Raw genomic sequence first — 15157 nt, 5'->3', positions numbered from 1 at the left:
CGGTCGTCAGGCCGCGCGCTGCGGCATGGCGATCTCGATCAGGCTCGTCCAGTAGTTCACGCCGACCGGGATCGCCGCGTCGTTGAACTCATAGGCCGGGTGATGCAGGCCCGCCGAGTCGCCGTTGCCGATATTGATGAAGGCACCCGGGCGTTCCTCCAGCATATAGGAGAAGTCCTCCGAGCCCATGGTTGGCGGGATGTCGGTCTTGATCGCGTCGGTGCCGAAGATCTCCTTGGTCACGCTGGTGACGAAGTCGGTCTGGCCGGCATGGTTGAAGGTGACGGGATAGCCGAGATGGTATTCCAGCTCGTACTTCATGCCGAAAGCCTTCATCACGCCGTCGACGATCTCGGTGATGCGCTTCTGCGCGAGCTCGCGGATCTTCGGCGTCAGCGTGCGGACCGAGCCCTTGATCTCGGCCGTCTGCGGAATGACGTTGAAAGCCTCGCCGGCATTGAGCGCGGTCACGGAGACGACGATCGACTCGAGCGGGTCGGCATTGCGCGAGGCGACCGTCTGCAGGGCGCTGACCAGCGCGCAGGAGGCGACGATCGGGTCGTTGACGTTGTGCGGCGCCGCCGCATGTCCGCCCTTGCCTTCGATCTTGATGTGGATGCGGTCGGCGGCGGCCATGGCCGGCCCCTTTGCGATTTCGAAGCGGCCGACCGGGATGCCCGGCTTGTTGTGCATGCCGTAGACTTCCTGGATGCCGAAGCGGGTGATGAGCCCGTCATCGATCATCGCCTTGGCGCCGGCGCCGCCCTCTTCGGCGGGCTGGAAGATCAGCACGGCAGTGCCGTCGAAGTCGCGGGTCTGGGTCAGGTACTTCGCGGCGCCGAGCAGCATGGCGGTGTGCCCGTCATGGCCGCAGGCATGCATCTTGCCGGGGATGGTCGAGCGATGCTCGAGATTGGTCTCCTCATGGATCGGCAGCGCGTCCATGTCGGCGCGCATGGCGATCACCTTGCCGGAATCCTGGTTCTTGCCCTTGATGACGCCGACGACGCCGGTCTGGCCGATGCCCGTCACCACCTCGTCGACGCCCCATTCCTTCAGTTTTTCGGCCACGAGACCCGCGGTCCGGTGAACGTCGTACATCAACTCGGGGTGGCGATGGATGTCGCGGCGGATCGCGGCGATTTCGGGGGTCAGCGCCGCAATGAGGTCGGTCTTGGGCATCGTATCCTCTGAGATGCATGGGGCGACCGCGCAGAAAGCGGGTGCCGTCCGGCACGCTAGCCCAGCCCAGGCCTCCCTGTCCAAGCCGGCAGCGCGCAGGGGGCGGGCTTTGGCGGAATGGCGAGATGCCTTCTGGAAGATAATCGTCCGCCGGCAAACGGGCGGGAGCGATCTTGGTTACGGCCGCGAAATACTCCGGAAAGGCCCAAGCCATGATTTGGCCTTCCTTGACGAATAGCTCAGGCATCCTTCGCTCTGGCCATCGAGAATATCTGGCCTGATCCTTCCAAATTTCCCCTTACATGTCTGGTAGATGATGCGTCGCTTGTCGTTGCTTGCGTTTGTTTTTGGTTTCTTGCCTTCGGTCGCTCTGGCTGACATTGCTCCCGAGAAAATCTCCTTTCAGCCGCAGGTCAAGGGTCTGGGCTGTCTGAAGCCCGAGACGAAGGCGATGATCGCCGAACTCGTCGCGAAGATCGGTCCCATCCAGATCACCTCGACCTGTGGTGGCCGTCATGCGCGGAACTCGCAGCACTACAGCGGCAGGGCGGTCGACTTCCGGCCGCTGGCGGCCTCGGCGCGCAAGGCTGCGGCAGCGGCACGCTCGCTCGCCAATGTCGGCGGCGTCGGCACTTATTCGAACGGCCTCGTCCACGCCGATGTCGGCGCGCTCGAGATCTCCTGGCACGGCCACAAGCGCAGCCGCTACGCTTACGCCAGCAAGCGCAGCCGCTATGCCAGGGTCGCGCGCAACAGCAACTGATGGCGCTTTCCGGCGTCCTCAGCGGGCGGTGACGTCGAGCGCATGCCGATAGACCAGATCGTTTGGATCGGGTCTGTCGGCGAGCGTATCGCGCACCGCTCCAAGCCGTTCCGCCACCGCGATCGATGTGGCGTTGCCAAGCGCGACATAGCTCACCAAGCTGGAAAGCTTCAGCTTCCGTGTCGCCCAATCCCGCAAGGCACGGGCAGCTTCGGTGGCATAGCCATGCCCTTCATGGCCGGCATAGAGCAGCCAGCCAGCCGAGTTCCTTCTCCGGGAAGAGCGGGCCGTCATTGATGCCGACCTGCCCGATGCAGGCACCGGTCAGTCTGAGCTCGATCATCACCGCGCCGTGCCCGAACAGCGACCAACAGGCGATGTCGTGGCAGAACATGCCCCAGGCCTGCCGCGTCGCGTAGGGGCCGCCCATTCCCGTGGAGCGAGACGACGCCAGAAACGCGGCATAGGCGGGAAAATCCGCTTCGGCCATCGGCCTCAGCGTCAGGCGCTGCGTCTGCAGCGTTGGAACGGGATGGTGGCTCATGCGAGGCTTCTAGAGCCGCGCTGCCGACCACGCTAGACGGCGAATTCGGTGCGCCAGCGCGCGATATCGTCCAGCGCGACGTTCGATCCGCAGAGCACGAGGCAGACGCGCTCTCCGGGGCGGAACGTTTCCTTCCGCGCCAGCGCGGCCGCGACCACGCAGGACGCAGCGGGCTCCAACAGCACGCGGCCATTCTGGAGCACCCAGACGAGTTCGCGAACAGCTTCCGCGTCCGACACCAGGACGATTTCCTCAAGGAACTGGCGGGCCGCGGCCATGGTGCGTTCCGTCGCGAAGGGAGCGCCGAGCGTGCGCGCGATCGAGGTCGGGCGGATCGCGACCGGCTGGCCGGCGGCGAGCGCCTGGGTCATCGTGGTCGCGCCCTCGGTTTCGACGCCGTGCAGCCTTACGGCCGGATCCAAGCCCTTGAGCGCCGCGCCGACGCCGGCCGAGAGGCCACCACCGCCGATCGAGACGAAAACATGGTCGAGCCGCCCCCCGGCATCGGCGGCGAGTTCGAGGCCGAGCGTTCCATGGCCGGCGATGATCGCCGGATCGTCATAGGAATGAACATGGACCATGCCTTGCCGGGCGTAGTCCTCGGCCTTGGCGAAGGCGGCGACGGAATCCTCGCAGAGCTCGACCTCGCCACCCGCCTGTTGCGTCAGCTGGATGTTGAGCGCGGGCGTCGCCTTGGGCATCAGGACGAGGGCGCGGGCCCCCATGGAGCGGGCGACGAGCGACACTGCGATGGCATGATTCCCGCCCGAGACGGTGACGACGCCGCGCTTCAATTCGGCTTCGCTCAGCCCCATCAGCTTGTTGTAGCAGCCACGGACTTTGAACGAGCCGCCGAGCTGCAGGCTCTCGACCTTCACCCAAGTCTCGACCCCGAGCCGCTCGGACAAGCCGGCGCTGTAATAGGTCGGCGTGCGGCGGACCTTGCCGGCGATGCGCCCGGCTGCGGCCTGGATATCGGCGAGGGTAACATCGAACGGCATGGGCGCTTCTGTCCTCTCCCGGCTACGCGGTAGCCTTCCATGCTGCACGAGAGCGCGTCGGGCGCAGGGCCGTCAAGCACGAGAGGCGCGCTGCGCCTCGCCGATAACCGACAGGGGGATTAAGTCAGTCCGCCGGCGGCTCGCCCGCCTTGGGGCGCGAGCGGCCGGTCGAGCGCATCGGCAGCGGCACCGCGGGCCTGTCGGTGCGGTATTGGCCGCGGGCGATGGCGCCGAACAGCAGCACCACGGCGGTCAGCGTCATCAGCCACCAGGGCAGGAGTGGCGCGAAGCCGAAGACGGCGAGCGCGAAAGCGGTGGTGAATGCAGCAACGCCGCCGGCCGCCAGCGCGCCCGGCATGCGGCCGGCGGCGCGGATGGCGAAATACAGGCAAGCGGCAGCGGCCGCAGCGCCAACGAGGCCGAGCTCGTACCAGGTCTCGAACAGCAGGGTGGCCGGCGCGGGCTGCGGCAACATGCCCCTGAGCTGGTCGCGGACCACGGTATCGAGCCCGTGGCCGGTGATGAGCTCGATCGGCGACTGCCGGATGACATCCGCCCAGATCGACAGCATCTGCGCGAAATCGTCGGCGCTGTCCGGCAGTACGGAAACCAGTGGCGCGAGCAGGAACGGCAGCAGGGGGGCGAACAGCATCAGCCCGGCGATGATGGTTGCGATCACCTGCGCGGCCCGCTCGCGGCTGGCGGTGACGGCGCCGAAGGCTACCGCGCCGAAGAGCATCGCGACCGTTTCGCCGTCATCGAACCGCGTCAGCGCCAGCAGCGCCACGACGAGGGCGAGGCCGAGCGCGCTCATCCCGCGTTCGCGCGACAGCAGCCAGGCGAGAGCCGGCCAGGCGGTGATCAGGATGATCGAGACGCCGCGCTCGACGGCGCCTGGCGGCGTCTCCGCATGCCGCAGGGCCGCGATGATGATCAGCCCGAGCGCGAACATGCCGGCGCTGCCGGTGCCGAGCGGCGAAAGGTTGAGATTCGAGGAGCGCATCCGTTCCGGAAGCGCCGACAACCCGGTGAAGCCGAGCACGACGGCGAGCATCAGATTGCCGGCTTTTTCGGCGGCCGAGGTGGGGAAGGGGCTCCATACCAGCGAGAGCAGCGCCCAGGCCACGAGGCCGAGCAGGATCAGTCCGGGTCGGCTGAAAACGGCTCCCTTGAGGGAGCCGACGAATTTGGCGGGCTCCTCGATCAGCATCGCGATGATCAGCAATGCGATGCCGATCGGCACGAGGACGACGGCGGCGCGGCGCGAGACCAGCGCGGCCAGAGGCAGGACGAGCGCGAGCGTGCCGAAGCCGATGCGCCGCAGCAGCAGCGCGGCATCGGTGGCCGGGTCGAGCGGAGCTTGAGCGTTGTTACGGATCATGCGTTCCGGCGGGGTGATAGGCGGCAGCTCGCCCGGTTGCCCGAAACGAACCGATGCCACCCTAGCGAGAGTGCGGGCGCGCGACTGTAGGTGCGGCGCAACACTGCGCCGGCATCTCTCACGCGGGGAATGAACCCGCGGCGCCGGTGCCTCTGGCGCCTGGGGAGCGTTCGTGAGAGGAATCCGGCATGACCATGCTGGCTGCCATCCCCTATACGAGCGGTTTCCCGATCGACGCCTTCATGCAGGACGTGGCGACGCAGTTGAAGCGGCGCGGCCTGCGGCTTGGCGGGGTGGTTCAGCACAATGACGCAGCCTGCGACGATCGCTGCATGGCGATGTCGCTGGAGGATCTCGGCAGCGGCTATCGCTTTCCGATCAGCCAGGATCTCGGCGCGGGTGCCGCCGGCTGCCATCTCGATGCCGCCGGGCTCGCCGCAGCCGCAGCGGTTTTCGCCGGCGCATTGGCAGAGCGCGTCGATCTCGTCATGGTCAACAAGTTCGGCAAGCAGGAAGCGCTCGGCGAAGGGTTGCGCCATGAGATCGCCAATGCCGTGATGGCGGGCCTGCCCGTGTTGCTCGCGGTGCGCCGCGACTTCCTGCCGGCATGGCGCGATTTCGCCGGAGACGACTGGGTCGAACTGGCTGCGGATATGGCGGCGGTCGAACGATGGGTCGGCGATGCGATCCGGCTTGCGGCCTGACGCTGCCCTGACACAGATCCGAGGCGTGTCGGCATGACGACCCCGATGCTGCTTTCCACGTTCGGCCTCGTTCTCGCAGGCGGTCTCGCACGTCGGATGGGCGGAGGTGACAAACCGCTCGAACTGCTCGCCGGCAGGCCGATCCTTGCCCATGTGATCGAACGGCTTCGCGGGCAATGCGATGGCCTCGTCCTCAACGCCAATGGCGACCCGGCGCGCTTCGCGGCCTTCGGCATGCCGGTGGTCGCTGATACCGTGCCGGGCTTCGCCGGTCCCCTTGCGGGTATCCTCGCCGGCCTCGACTGGCTGGCCGAGCATCGGCCGGAAATGGAATGGCTGCTGAGCGTCGCGGCCGATACGCCTTTCATCCCGAACGATCTCGCCCGGCGCCTGCATGAAGCCCGGATCGCGGCCCAAGTCCCGCTGGCCTGCGCCGCCTCGGCCGGGCAGGCGCATCACGCCATCGGCCTCTGGCCGGTCCGGCTGCGGGAGGATTTGCGGCAGGCGCTCGCGGCCGGTGAGCGGAAAATCAGCCGCTGGACGCAGGGGCACGGCGTTGCCGTCGCGGAATGGGCTGCGGGACCCCTCGATCCGTTCTTCAACGTCAACACGCCGGGCGACCTGCGCGAGGCGGGGCGGCTCGCACGATTGCTGAGCTAGCCATCGCGGCGGCGGTCAGCGTTCCAGCAGGGCCTTCAGCGCCGCGAGATCCCGCGCGATCATGCCCGCATCGGCGGCCATTTCGTCGTCGGACATGCCGTCACGCTGGAACAGCGTGAAGACGATCTCGGCACCGTCGCCATTCGCTACCACCCGCATCGGATTGTGCATGGCCGGGCCGTGCTCGGGGACCACTGCATGGTCGAGCACGCCGTGGCGGTTCGGCTCGCTGAACAGGATGCGCATCGGTCCCATCGGGGTTTCGGCGCGCCAGGTCATGCCCTCGACATGCACGAAGCTGTGGCCGAGACCCTCCGCCCATTGTGGGAAATTCTCCGGCTCGGCCAGGAAGGCATAGACCTCCTCAACCGGGCGATCGATGCCGATGCCGATATGCCGGGCGCGCTGGATCGCCATCCCCGTTACTCCTTTATCTAGAACAAAAGAAGAACAAAATGAGCGAACTGTCAAGCGGCGGGCGGGAAGCGCCTTGCTTGAAACGGTGTCACTCGATGACGATGCGCGGCGCTGCTCTCATGGCCCCGCCGAGGCCGGCTTGGACCTGCCGTGCCAGCGCGACATAGGCTTTGGCATGGGGGCTCTGCGGATCGCTGGCGACGATCGGGCGGCCTCCGTCCGATGTCTCGCGGATCGGCATGGCGAGCGGAATCTCGCCGAGGAAGGGGATGTGCAGCCGCTCGGCTTCGTGCCGCGCGCCGCCATGGGCGAAGATGTCGGACTGGTGTCCGCATTCCGGGCAGATGAAATAGCTCATGTTCTCGACGAGGCCGAGGATCGGCACCGCGACCTTCCTGAACATGGCGACGCCGCGGCGCGCATCGAGCAAGGCGAGGTCCTGCGGCGTCGAGACGATGACGGCGCCGGCCAGCGGCACCTGCTGCGCCATGGTGAGCTGGGCATCGCCGGTGCCGGGCGGCATGTCGACGACGAGCACGTCGAGCTCGCCCCAGGCGACCTCGCGCAGCATCTGGGTGATCGCCGAGATCACCATCGGCCCGCGCCAGATCATCGGCGTCTCCTCGTCGACGAGGAAGCCGATCGACATCACCTTCAGCCCATAGGCCTCCATCGGCGCCAGCGTTCGGCCCGAGACGATCTGCGGCTTGCCGGTGATGCCGAAGATCTTCGGCATGGACGGGCCGTAGATATCGGAATCGAGCACGCCGACCTTGAGGCCGAGCGTCGAGAGCGCCACGGCGAGATTGGCCGCGGTGGTCGATTTGCCGACGCCGCCCTTGCCGCTGGCAACCGCGATGATCTGTTTCACCCCCGGCACGCCGGCCGGCTTCGGCGCGCCGCCGGGGCCGGGCCGCTGCGCCTGCTGGCGCGCCTGCATTCCGGCCGATGGAGGCGCCTTGTCGGCGGTCAGCCCGACGAGCACCTGGGTGACGCCCGGCAGACCGCTGACGGCGCTTTCCGCAGCCTTGCGGACCGGCTCCATCGCGCTGGCCTCGGTCGGGTCGATGCCGATCGCGAAGATCACCTTGCCGCCGTCGACGAGGATATCGCCGATGCGGCCGGATGCGGCGAGCGATTGTCCGCTCGCCGGCAGCTTCACCAGTTCGAGCGCCCGCAGGACATCGGCTTGGGAGACGGTCACGTCGTTGAACTCCGTTCGCTGGCGCGGCGCTAGGCCGCCTTGCGGATATGGAAGACGATGGCGCCGTCCGCATCCCCCTGCCGCTCGATGACATCGCCGGTTTCGCGCGCGAGGTTGGGCAGGTCGATCGCCGCCATCGGGTCGGTGCAATGCACGACGAGCAGGGCGCCGGCCTGCGCCGTGCTCAGGGCCTTGCGCACCCGCAACACCGGAAGCGGGCATTTCAGGCCACGCAGATCGAGCGGAATGGTGTCCATGGTCTCGCGCCCACTGGGCCGTTGTTGTCGCCGCTTCATAGGACGGCTGTTCGGGTGGGAGCAACCACGCGCCATGCCGCATGCTTGACCGGCCTCGTTTGGGCGAGGATGAAGGTGCAACGGACCCAAGCGCGCCGGGGTGGCGATACGGGCGCAGCTCCGGAAAGGACGAGTGCCGTGACGGGTAGGCGGGGCGGACCAGGAGGGGATATCGGATTGATCTCCCTCGATGAGGCGGGAGGCCGCTCGGCTGCCTGCGCCGAGCCGGTGCCGGGCGTGCTCGAGCTGCCGCTCGTCGAGGCGGATGGGCGTGTGCTGGCGGAAGCCGTGGTCGCGCCGATCGATTTGCCGCCCTTCGCGAATTCCGCGGTCGACGGCTATGCCGTCCGCCATGCCGATCTCCTGCCGGGTGCCGAGACCCGCCTGCCGCTCCTCGGCCGAACGGCGGCTGGCGATCCGGCCGGCACGCTCGGACACGGCGCTTGGCGCGTCTTCACCGGCGCTCCCGTGCCTGATGGTGCCGACCTGGTCGTGATGCAGGAGGATGTCTCGCTGAGTGGCGACGAGGTCATCCTGCCGTCCCCGGCGAAGCGCGGCGCCAATCTGCGCAGGGCTGGGGAGGATGTCGCCCGGGGGCAGGAGGTTCTTCCGGCGGGCCGGCGCCTGCGGCCGCGGGATCTCGGGCTGCTCGCCGCTTTGGGTTTGGAACGGGTGCGGGTCAGGCATCGCCCGCGCGTCGCGCTGTTCTCGACGGGCGACGAGCTGACCGAGCCCGGGCAGCGCTTGAGACCGGCGGCGATCTACGACGCCAACCGGGCGATGCTGCGTGCCCTGTTGGCGCGGGCGGGCGCCGATGTCGTCGATCTCGGCATTCTGCGTGATGAGCCCGCTGAGCTGGAGCGGCACCTGCGCGCGGCCGCCGGCGCCTGCGATCTGGTCGTCACTTCGGGCGGCGTCTCCGTCGGGGAGACCGATCATGTCAAGGCTGCGCTGTCGGCCTGCGGTTCGCTCGACCTCTGGCGCGTCGCGATCAAGCCGGGCAAGCCGATCGCGATCGGCGAGGCGGCCGGCACGCCCTTCATCGGCCTGCCGGGCAATCCGGTCGCGGTTTTCGTCGGGTTTGTGTTCGTCGCTCGGCCGCTGCTGGCGCGCCTTGCCGGCACGGTGGACGAAGCGCCGATCGTCTTTCCCGTCACGGCCGGCTTCCAGCATCGGAAAAAGCCTGGGCGCCGGGAGTTCCTGCGCGCCTCGCTGGAAAGGCGCGACGATGGCGCCGTGATCGCGCGCAGGCATCCCGGAGAGGGGGCCGGCTCTCTCGCCTCGCTCGCGCAATCCGATGGGCTGCTCGTGCTGGCGGAGGAACTCGAGCAGCTGGAGGAGGGCAGCAGCGTGCCCTTCCTCCCTTATGTCGGTTTGCTGGGCTGAAACCGCCGGGCCGCTTTAATCGCGCCGGAAGATGACGCTTGCGCTCCAGCCGAGGAAGAGCGCCAGCAGCACGGTCGCTAGGCCGTACAGCAAAGACCAGTCATAGGCCGCGGAAGCGAGCCGCTGCTCGATGCCGGTCTTGATCACCTCGAAATTCGTCTGCTGGCGCGCCAGTGGGACGCCACCGGAATAGAGAACGATGTCGACGGTATAGGAGCCGGTCGGCGCGGTGGCGGCGATGTCGATCGGCGCGCTGAACAGGCTGTTCGACAGGAAGGTGACGCCGCGCTCGTCATAGCCGTACAGGTCCTTGCTCTGCATGATCCTGACCAGACTTTCGCGGAAGCGGATCGAGCCGGGGTCGAGGTCGACCCAATTCCCCTGTGGCAGCTCGGCATTGGCGAGGCCGATGCGCCCCCGCCGCGCCGTTTCGGGGCTCATCATGGCCGAGATCGGCCGGTTGCTGGCGACGTGCAGGAAGACCGGATTGTCCGGGAAGCGGCGCTGCGACCGGTTGATCCAGATCGGGCCGAGGCGCTCCTTCTCGCGCACCAGAAGCATGCGCCGGGGGCCGCGGACGGTGACGATGATGTCGTAGGGATCGCCGCGCGCCACCGTGCGCCCGTCGCGCTCGACCAGGCCGAAGACCGTCAGCTGGCTGCCGGTGTAGTTCGAGGTGATCTGGATCTGGTGGCTCGACATCGCCGCGATCAGGGTCTCGGCCTGGGCCTTCGACGCGGCGAAGCCGGCGGAGAACGCGGCGAGGAGGGCGAGGAACCGCATCATCGCGCGCTCTCCGGCACGACCACCGAGAAGCGTTCGGTCGGCGGAATGAAGAGCTCGATGGCGAAGCGCAGGCCGACCGAGAGGATCAGCAGCGCCAGCAGCAGCCGGAACGATTCGACGTTGAGGTTGCGCGCCGCCCGGCCGCCGAACTGCGCGCCGATGACGCCGCCGACCAGCAGCAGCGTGGCGAGGATGAGATCGACCGACTGGTTGGTGACCGCGTGCAGCACGGTCGCGCCCGTCATGGTCACCAGGATCTGGAAGAGCGAGGTGCCGACCACCACCGCCGGCGGAATCCGGAAGAAGTAGATAAGCCCCGGCACCAGGATGAAGCCGCCGCCGACGCCCAGCACGGCGCCGATGAAGCCGATGACGATGGCGAGCAGCGCGATCGGCAGCACGCTGCAATAGAGGCCCGAACGATAGAAGCGCTGGCGGAAGGGCAAGCCCATCCACCATGGATGCATGCCGCCGCGCCGCTTCAGCCGCGCGGGCTTGCCGGCGCGCACGCGCAGCATGGCGCGCAGGGCGTCGTAGAGCATCAGCCCGCCGATGATCGAGAACAGCGTGACATAGGAGAGCGTGATGACGAGCTCGAGCTGGCCGAGCCGGCGCATCGTGTTGAAGAACAGGACGCCGAGCACCGTGCCGACGATGCCGCCGCTGACGAGGACGCCGCCAAGCTTGAGATCGAGCGCCCTGCGCCGGAAATAGGTCAGCACGCCGGTCATCGAGGAGCCGGCGACCTGCGCCGCCACGGTCGCGACCGCCACCGCCGGCGGGATGTCGAGAAAGATCAGCAAAGGGGTGAGCAGGAAGCCACCGCCGACGCCGAACAGGCCGGAGATGAAGCCGACCGCGCCGCTCAGGCCGAGCACCATCAGCACGCTGATCGGAAGCTCGGCGATCGGCAGGTAAATCTGCACTACTACCCCTCGCAAGGCGGGTGCATGGCCTTTGCCTGCACCGATTTGTCCCAGACTGAACCGTCCAGGTTAAAAGTTGTTGCTGAAATGGAAGACGGGCCGCTATCGGCCCGTCGTAAAAGATTATCGTTTTCCTTGCCGCGTCAACACGTCGAAAGGATGACGCTGCCGCGTTGGACTCAGCTGCGCGCCGGCTTGGCCGGCTTGGCCGCCGCCGCCGCGGTAGGCCCGGCGTCCCAGCCCTTGGCCGGCGGAGCCACCTCGTTGGCGATCGTATCTAGCGTCTTGGGCTTCCAGTTCGCGGCGGTCGTCCTGGCGGCAGCGAGCTCGTCCGGCTTCAGGCGCTGGGCAACCTCGTCGCGCTTGCGGGCGGCGTCCTCGTCGCCCTGATTGGCGGCGACCGAGAACCAGACGAAGGACTGGGCGAGGTCGGTCGGCGCCCCGAGGCCGCGGCCGAGCAGAACCGCGAGGTTGTATTGGCTGTCGCGCACGCCGAGTTCGGCCGCGCGGCGGAACCACTCCGTCGCGGCGGCATAGTCCGGCTTGCCGGAGACGCCCTCGGCATGCAGCACGGCGAGGTTGTGCATCGCCTTGGCGTTGCCGCGCTCGGCGGCGCGCTGGTACCAGATCCGGGCGAGCGAGAGATCGCGCTGCGTGCCGATGCCCTTCTCGAACATGTTGCCGACACGGAACTGGGCGGGGGCGAGTCCCGCGACGGCGGCGCGCTCGAACAGGCGCAGCGCCAGCTTTGCGTCGCGCTGCGCGGCGGGGCCGTCGGCAGCTTTGCTCGCCAGCTCGAAGACGGCGCGGGCATCGCCGTCGAAGGCGGCCTTGCGCAGCCCGGCGCTGCCGAAGCCGGCCGGCAGATCGCCAACCCCGGTGACGCTCTGAACGGATTCGGGTGTGACGGTCGCGGAGGCTTCCGTCTGTGCCGCGGCCGGCGCCGGTGTCACGAGGGGCGGCGGGACGGCGGCTGGTTGATCCGGCACGGCCTGGCCCGGAATCAGGTTGGCCGGCGCTGCCAGCGGTGCAGGCGAGAGCGCCGAGGACTGGTCCTTGGCAGGCGGAAGGTCCTTGGCCGGAGCGGGATCCTTGGCCGGAGTCTGCACGCCCTCCGGCGAGGCTTCCGGCTGGGCGATCAGGCTACGCGCCGCGGTGCTCGCTGTCTTGGTGCCGTCGCCACGCATCACGCCGGTGACGACATGGGCCGTGCCCATCGCCAGGATCAGCGCGGCGAGGCCGAGCAGCAGCGGGCGCTTGCGCTTCTCCAGGATCTCCTTGAGCTTGCCGGAGCTCTTCGCTGCGGGTTCGGAGGCGGCTGCGGGAGCGCTGGCGGCGGCTTCGCTGGCGGCCTTGGCCGAGCGCCGGGCGGCAGCGATCAGGCTCTGCCGCACCGATTGGGCGTCCTGTCCGCTGCTGGCGGCGCTTTCGGGTCGCGGGCGACCCGAACCCGGCTCGAGCGGCAAGTCGAAGGCCGCGCTTGGCAGTGCGGGGCCGGATTCGCCCAGAGCCGGCGCGGCCGAGGCGCCGAAGCGATCCTGCGCCGCCGCGCTGACTGCGGGGCCGGCATGGTCGCGAGCCCCGAACGCGGGCGCGCGGACCGCAGGCGTGTCGCTGCGGGCGGCAGGGGCCTGGAGCGGCGGCGCGTTCCGGCGCTCGCCCTGCAGCTCGGTTTCGAGGCCGGCGAGCCGCGCCATGATCGCCTCGAGCGACAGATGGACGGCGCCCAGCGCGTCCTGGGTCTGGCGCTCCGACGAGACATGGGTGTCGCGCATGCCGGTGACGAGGCTCGACAGCTCGGCAATGCTCTTGCCCGGCGCCGAGGTGCTGGCCGCCTGGACGAGGGCCGCGCGTTCGGCCGCCGTTTCCTCGCGCATCGAGCGCAGATGGACGACCAGATCCTGCAGCGTGCGCTCGATGCCGTTCTCGGCCGAGCGGGTCGCCGCCGCCTCGTCGAGCCGGGAGGCGATGCCCGAAATCTGCTGTTCCAGCGCTTCGAAGGACTCCGCACCGGCGCCGGGGGCTCCGGCCTCGTCGATCTTGTCGGCGAGATGGCGCAGCATCTGTTCGATCGGGCTCAGATCGACCGGCGCAGCGGACTCGGCGGCCCCGACCATGCGGGAGAGCTGGCTCGACGCGGCCAGGCTCTCGATCCGGCCGGCCAGCGCTTCGATCTGGCGGGTGACGGCAGACGGGCCCTGCTCCGCGAGCAGCTCGATGCGGTGCTGCAGCGCGTCGATGCGGTTGTCGAGATGGTCGCCATGGCGCTGCGCGGTGACGTCGTCGAATTTGCGCGACAGCAGGTCGATCTGGCTTGCGAGCGAAGCCAGGGGAGCGGTGTCGAAATCCTGCGGGCGGCTGGTCAGGACCGCGCTGCGGACATCCTCGATCGCTGCCGAGAGATTGCGCATCTCCCGCAGGTCCGGCTGGGTTTCGCGCAGCCGGCCGATCTCGAAGCCCAGCGAAGCGACCTGCTGGGAGAGATCGTCGAGCCGATGATCCTGCCCGCCGGACGGCATGAGGCTGCGCAACTCGGCAATGTCGCGCAGGACGGGATCGAGATTGGTCGTCTCGCTCCCGCGCGCCGCCAGCGCGTCGACCTTGGCGGCCAGATGCGCGATCTCATGCTGGAAGCGCTGGTAGCTGTCGCCGGCCCGATCCTGCGATAGCCGGGAAACCTCGGCCTCGATTCGTGTCAACGGCTTGAGCAGCGGCTCGAACTGGTCGCGCCGGTCGAAGTGGTCGAGGCGCTCGGCCAGGGCGGCGATCTTGGCCTCGATCGCGCTGGTGTCAGGCTGGCGTGGCTGCGGCGCTGCAGGGCGCTGCCCAGCGCGCCGGCCCTCCGAAGACAGCCGCGAGCCAAGCTCGCGCAGATCCTCGCGCAGGGCGGAAATGCGTTCCGGCGTGACGTTGGCCGCCCGCGAAGGCGAAGGAATGATCTCTTCGTTGTCGAGAACGCGCTGGCGCGTGCGGATGTCGGTGACGGCCGCCTCGAGTCCGTCGCGGCTGAAGGCGAGGCGTGGCGACGGCTCCACTCGGTTCTGAGCCTCTTGGCTGCGGCGCTCGATCTCGGCAATGCGCTCGCCCATCGTCTTGATCGCTTCTGCGATGACGTTGGTCGCGCGCTCCTGCCGCTCGGCGGCGCCGCGCTCGCTCGACGACAGACGATCCTCGGTCTTCTCGATCCAGCGCGTGATCGAATCGAGAGCACCGGCGGTCCGGCTGCTGGCTTCGCGCGTCAGGCGCTCGATGTTCGCGGCCTGGCCGATGAAGGCGTTGAGTTCCGAGCGCGACGGCGCCGGGTCGACCTTGCGGGGCGCCGTGTCCGTCTGCGCGAGCGAGAGACGTGCCAGCCGCTCGGACAAGGCTGCGATGTCGAGCTGTTCGGGCATCGCGTCAGCCGGCGCGGGGGCCTCGCTCTCGTCGCGGATCTTGTGGTCGAGCCATTCGCCAAGCGTCATGCCGGCGCGGCGAGCTGCCGCCTTTGCCGCGTCGCGCGTCCGGGGATCGACGCCCTTGACGCTCCAGGGCAAGCTGGTGGCCATGTTCTCGCTCGCCTACGGGGCCCTGTCTCCCGGTGAGCGCGGCCCCCTGATGCCGCCACCCCCGCGCGAACCTTGGCAGTCGTGAAAACAACGTTGACGACGCCGATACGCGTTCCCGACATTTGGCCGGCATGGTAAACAGCGGGTTAAGAAACGGCTTCGAGACCGTTAATTTTTTGCGAATGGCGCGCGGGAGGCTTTTGCCGGCGCTGATGTAACGGTAACTTACCCCGCAAACGGACGTATTACCTGACGCAACGATAGCGCCTTCCCTATGAGGAGGTATCCCGATCGACGCTGCCGTACGGACAGCGATTCGATCACCGAAAGGAACGAAACCTCCATGTCACGCCAAAATCTGG

The 15157-nt window shown here is 68.4% G+C and carries 13 protein-coding genes and 1 pseudogene; 4 read left to right on the top strand and 10 right to left on the bottom strand.

Annotated elements, in window-relative coordinates; genetic code table 11:
* Window positions 1–6: 6 nt before the first annotated feature.
* The gene (locus tag AC1DE3_RS22380) at window positions 7–1182 is read right to left on the bottom strand and encodes a M20 aminoacylase family protein (RefSeq protein WP_441510826.1); all 1176 of its coding nucleotides are present in this window, start codon (window positions 1180–1182) and stop codon (window positions 7–9) included.
* Window positions 1183–1633: 451 nt separating this feature from the next.
* On the opposite strand from AC1DE3_RS22380, the gene AC1DE3_RS22375 reads away from it, so the two are divergent.
* Window positions 1634–1945 (top strand): peptidoglycan L,D-endopeptidase MepK, encoded by a 312-nt coding sequence (locus tag AC1DE3_RS22375; protein ID WP_441510827.1) that lies wholly within the window; start codon window positions 1634–1636, stop codon window positions 1943–1945.
* Window positions 1946–1963: 18 nt separating this feature from the next.
* On the opposite strand, the pseudogene AC1DE3_RS22370 reads toward AC1DE3_RS22375, so the two are convergent.
* The 3 genes and pseudogenes from AC1DE3_RS22370 to AC1DE3_RS22360 form a co-directional block, all read right to left on the bottom strand.
* Window positions 1964–2489: pseudogene (locus tag AC1DE3_RS22370) on the bottom strand (GNAT family N-acetyltransferase).
* A 32-nt stretch (window positions 2490–2521) separates the two neighbouring features.
* The gene (locus AC1DE3_RS22365) at window positions 2522–3490 is read right to left on the bottom strand and encodes a threonine ammonia-lyase (protein ID WP_441510828.1); all 969 of its coding nucleotides are present in this window, start codon (window positions 3488–3490) and stop codon (window positions 2522–2524) included.
* Between the two features lie 124 nt (window positions 3491–3614).
* A complete protein-coding gene (locus tag AC1DE3_RS22360) occupies window positions 3615–4871 on the bottom strand; it encodes a peptide ABC transporter permease (RefSeq protein ID WP_441510829.1) in 1257 nt (418 codons plus the stop codon).
* 188 nt (window positions 4872–5059) lie between these two features.
* Here AC1DE3_RS22360 and AC1DE3_RS22355 point away from each other — a divergent pair, with 188 nt between their 5' ends.
* Window positions 5060–5575, top strand: coding sequence for a DUF2478 domain-containing protein (locus tag AC1DE3_RS22355; RefSeq protein WP_441510830.1), 516 nt, complete (start codon window positions 5060–5062; stop codon window positions 5573–5575).
* A 33-nt stretch (window positions 5576–5608) separates the two neighbouring features.
* On the top strand, window positions 5609–6235 hold the full coding sequence (gene mobA, locus AC1DE3_RS22350) for a molybdenum cofactor guanylyltransferase MobA (protein ID WP_441510831.1): 627 nt from the start codon (window positions 5609–5611) through the stop codon (window positions 6233–6235).
* 15 nt (window positions 6236–6250) lie between these two features.
* Here the strand turns inward: mobA and AC1DE3_RS22345 are convergent, their stop codons facing one another.
* The 3 genes from AC1DE3_RS22345 to AC1DE3_RS22335 all read right to left on the bottom strand — a co-directional run bounded on the left by AC1DE3_RS22345 (window position 6251) and on the right by AC1DE3_RS22335 (window position 8113).
* On the bottom strand, window positions 6251–6652 hold the full coding sequence (locus tag AC1DE3_RS22345; RefSeq protein ID WP_441510832.1) for an SRPBCC family protein: 402 nt from the start codon (window positions 6650–6652) through the stop codon (window positions 6251–6253).
* Between the two features lie 88 nt (window positions 6653–6740).
* Window positions 6741–7856, bottom strand: a complete 1116-nt coding sequence (locus AC1DE3_RS22340) for an Mrp/NBP35 family ATP-binding protein (protein ID WP_441510833.1) — start codon at window positions 7854–7856, stop codon at window positions 6741–6743.
* Window positions 7857–7885: 29 nt separating this feature from the next.
* Window positions 7886–8113, bottom strand: a complete 228-nt coding sequence (locus AC1DE3_RS22335) for a sulfurtransferase TusA family protein (protein WP_441510834.1) — start codon at window positions 8111–8113, stop codon at window positions 7886–7888.
* Window positions 8114–8323: 210 nt separating this feature from the next.
* On the opposite strand from AC1DE3_RS22335, the gene AC1DE3_RS22330 reads away from it, so the two are divergent.
* A complete protein-coding gene (locus AC1DE3_RS22330; protein WP_441511187.1) occupies window positions 8324–9538 on the top strand; it encodes a molybdopterin molybdotransferase MoeA in 1215 nt (404 codons plus the stop codon).
* A gap of 15 nt (window positions 9539–9553) precedes the next feature.
* Here AC1DE3_RS22330 and AC1DE3_RS22325 read toward each other — a convergent pair whose 3' ends face one another.
* From AC1DE3_RS22325 to AC1DE3_RS22315, 3 genes are all read right to left on the bottom strand, one after another.
* Window positions 9554–10324, bottom strand: a complete 771-nt coding sequence (locus tag AC1DE3_RS22325) for a TIGR02186 family protein (protein WP_441510835.1) — start codon at window positions 10322–10324, stop codon at window positions 9554–9556.
* Entirely contained in the window at window positions 10321–11250 is a 930-nt protein-coding gene (locus AC1DE3_RS22320; protein ID WP_441510836.1) for a sulfite exporter TauE/SafE family protein, read from the bottom strand. Before AC1DE3_RS22320 ends, AC1DE3_RS22325 begins: the two co-directional genes overlap by 4 nt.
* 179 nt (window positions 11251–11429) lie before the next feature.
* Window positions 11430–14795: an SEL1-like repeat protein gene (locus AC1DE3_RS22315; protein WP_441510837.1), complete on the bottom strand. Its 3366-nt coding sequence runs from the start codon at window positions 14793–14795 to the stop codon at window positions 11430–11432.
* Window positions 14796–15157: the final 362 nt, after the last annotated feature.

The organism is Allobosea sp. 10L417, from assembly GCF_056395485.1.
This window is presented reverse-complemented; position numbering and strand designations above follow the sequence as displayed.

Coding starts and splice junctions, on each gene's coding strand:
- AC1DE3_RS22325 (WP_441510835.1), bottom strand. CDS start 10,324: ATGATGCGGTTCCTCGCCCTCCTCGCCGCGTTCTCCGCCGGCTTCGCC.
- AC1DE3_RS22335 (WP_441510834.1), bottom strand. CDS start 8,113: ATGGACACCATTCCGCTCGATCTGCGTGGCCTGAAATGCCCGCTTCCG.
- AC1DE3_RS22315 (WP_441510837.1), bottom strand. CDS start 14,795: ATGGCCACCAGCTTGCCCTGGAGCGTCAAGGGCGTCGATCCCCGGACG.
- AC1DE3_RS22365 (WP_441510828.1), bottom strand. CDS start 3,490: ATGCCGTTCGATGTTACCCTCGCCGATATCCAGGCCGCAGCCGGGCGC.
- AC1DE3_RS22380 (WP_441510826.1), bottom strand. CDS start 1,182: ATGCCCAAGACCGACCTCATTGCGGCGCTGACCCCCGAAATCGCCGCG.
- AC1DE3_RS22345 (WP_441510832.1), bottom strand. CDS start 6,652: ATGGCGATCCAGCGCGCCCGGCATATCGGCATCGGCATCGATCGCCCG.
- AC1DE3_RS22375 (WP_441510827.1), top strand. CDS start 1,634: ATGATCGCCGAACTCGTCGCGAAGATCGGTCCCATCCAGATCACCTCG.
- AC1DE3_RS22360 (WP_441510829.1), bottom strand. CDS start 4,871: ATGATCCGTAACAACGCTCAAGCTCCGCTCGACCCGGCCACCGATGCC.
- mobA (WP_441510831.1), top strand. CDS start 5,609: ATGACGACCCCGATGCTGCTTTCCACGTTCGGCCTCGTTCTCGCAGGC.
- AC1DE3_RS22355 (WP_441510830.1), top strand. CDS start 5,060: ATGACCATGCTGGCTGCCATCCCCTATACGAGCGGTTTCCCGATCGAC.